Source organism: Apilactobacillus xinyiensis (assembly GCF_019656235.1).
Lineage (GTDB): Bacteria > Bacillota > Bacilli > Lactobacillales > Lactobacillaceae > Apilactobacillus > Apilactobacillus xinyiensis.
The window spans coordinates 1-1,516 of record NZ_BPLL01000047.1; the positions used below are offsets into that span (position 1 = coordinate 1).

2 protein-coding genes are annotated in these 1,516 nt (G+C 27.0%); both read left to right on the top strand.

What is annotated here, in order from left to right:
• Nucleotides 1-55: 55 nt before the first annotated feature.
• Nucleotides 56-595 carry a helix-turn-helix domain-containing protein gene (locus tag K5Q11_RS07480; RefSeq protein ID WP_220752421.1) on the top strand — a complete coding sequence of 180 codons (540 nt, stop codon included), beginning with the start codon at nt 56-58 and terminating at the stop codon, nt 593-595.
• Nucleotides 547-1,479 carry an IS3 family transposase gene (locus tag K5Q11_RS07485; protein ID WP_220752423.1) on the top strand — a complete coding sequence of 311 codons (933 nt, stop codon included), beginning with the start codon at nt 547-549 and terminating at the stop codon, nt 1,477-1,479. The genes K5Q11_RS07480 and K5Q11_RS07485 overlap by 49 nt, the downstream gene beginning before the upstream one ends.
• Nucleotides 1,480-1,516: the final 37 nt, after the last annotated feature.

Consider the following 1,516-nt stretch of genomic DNA (forward strand, 5'->3'; position numbering starts at 1 on the left):
TGTACCGCCTTAAAAAAGTTAGACATAATATCTAATTTTTTAAGGCGGTTTTTTTATGTCAAAATATTCAACTAAAATAAAAATAGAAATAGCAAAACATTTTTTAAATAATGAAAATTCAGTAAATGGATTAGCAAAAAAATATAACATATCATATTCAATTGTCAGAAGATGGTGTATTTTAGCTAAACATCAAGGCCTTATGGCCTTGCAAGTAAAACATTATAAGCAAAGTTATAGTATTGAATTTAAAATTGACGTGGTAAAATACTACCTAACTAATGAAGCAGGTATAGAATCGGTAGCATCTAAATTTAACATTAATGCTTCTCAAATGTATTCGTGGAAGCAAAGATTTAATAAATTTGGTATTGCTGGTTTAAAAAACGTAAAGAAAGGCAGACCAGCGATGAAAAGCAAAATTAAATCCAATGAACAGAGAAATTCCAAAAATATCGGTAAACTAGCGCTTTCAGAAAAAGAACAATACGAAGAAAAAATATCTAAGCTAGAAAAAAAGATATACGATTTAGAATTATCTAACTATTGTTTAAAAGGCCTACAGGCTATGATGAAGGATTATCAAACAAAATAAAAACACAATTTGTTTATAATTCATGGTCTGATGTTAACTGTCCTTACAAACTGAAGTCTTTACTTAAAGTAAATAAATTGAAACGTTCTACTTACTATGATGAATTAAAAAGAATTAAAAACTATAAAGATAAATATGCAAATGTAAAAAAACAAATTAAAACTATATTTAAGCAAAGCAAGATGACCTATGGTCATCGTCGAATGAAATTTTTGCTTGATAAATTAGGCTTTAACTATTGTTTTGAAACTGTACGAAAGTTAATGAAATCAATAGGGTTACAACCTAAGATGTTCAACACTCGTTGTCGAAAAAAATATAAATCATATCATGGAAAAGTTGGCAAAACGTATCCCAATATTTTACGTCAAAATTTTAATGCCATTGAGCCATATAAGGTTCTTCATACCGATATTACACAAATTAAATTGTTAAACAATAAGAACGGGTATATTTCTGCGGTAGTGGATGAAGCAACAAAAGAAATTATCTCACTACAAGTGAGTGATTCTCCCAATCAAGAATTAATTTATAGAACCTTAAAAGATGTAAAAGCTAGGATACCAAAAAAAGCATATCCAGTTATGCATTCTGATCAAGGTTGGCATTATCAATTGCCATATTACAACAATGAGTTAAATAAATTAAAAATAATTCAAAGTATGTCTAGAAAAGGAAATTGTTTAGATAATTCGCCAATTGAAAGTTTTTTTAGTTTATTTAAAAGAGAGTGGCTTAATAATTTTGAAATTAAAAATATCGATATGTTAACGAAGTTAACAGAACAGTATTTATACTTTTTTAATAACGAAAGAATTTCATTAAAAACAAAAGGAATGACTCCGATTGAATATCGAAATCATTCCATGAAATTAAATATTTAATTTAGTAATAATTGTCTAACTTTTTTAAGGCACTTCA

Excerpts from the sequence above, each read along its gene's own strand:
- K5Q11_RS07480 (WP_220752421.1), top strand. The coding sequence starts at position 56 with ATGTCAAAATATTCAACTAAAATAAAAATAGAAATAGCAAAACATTTT.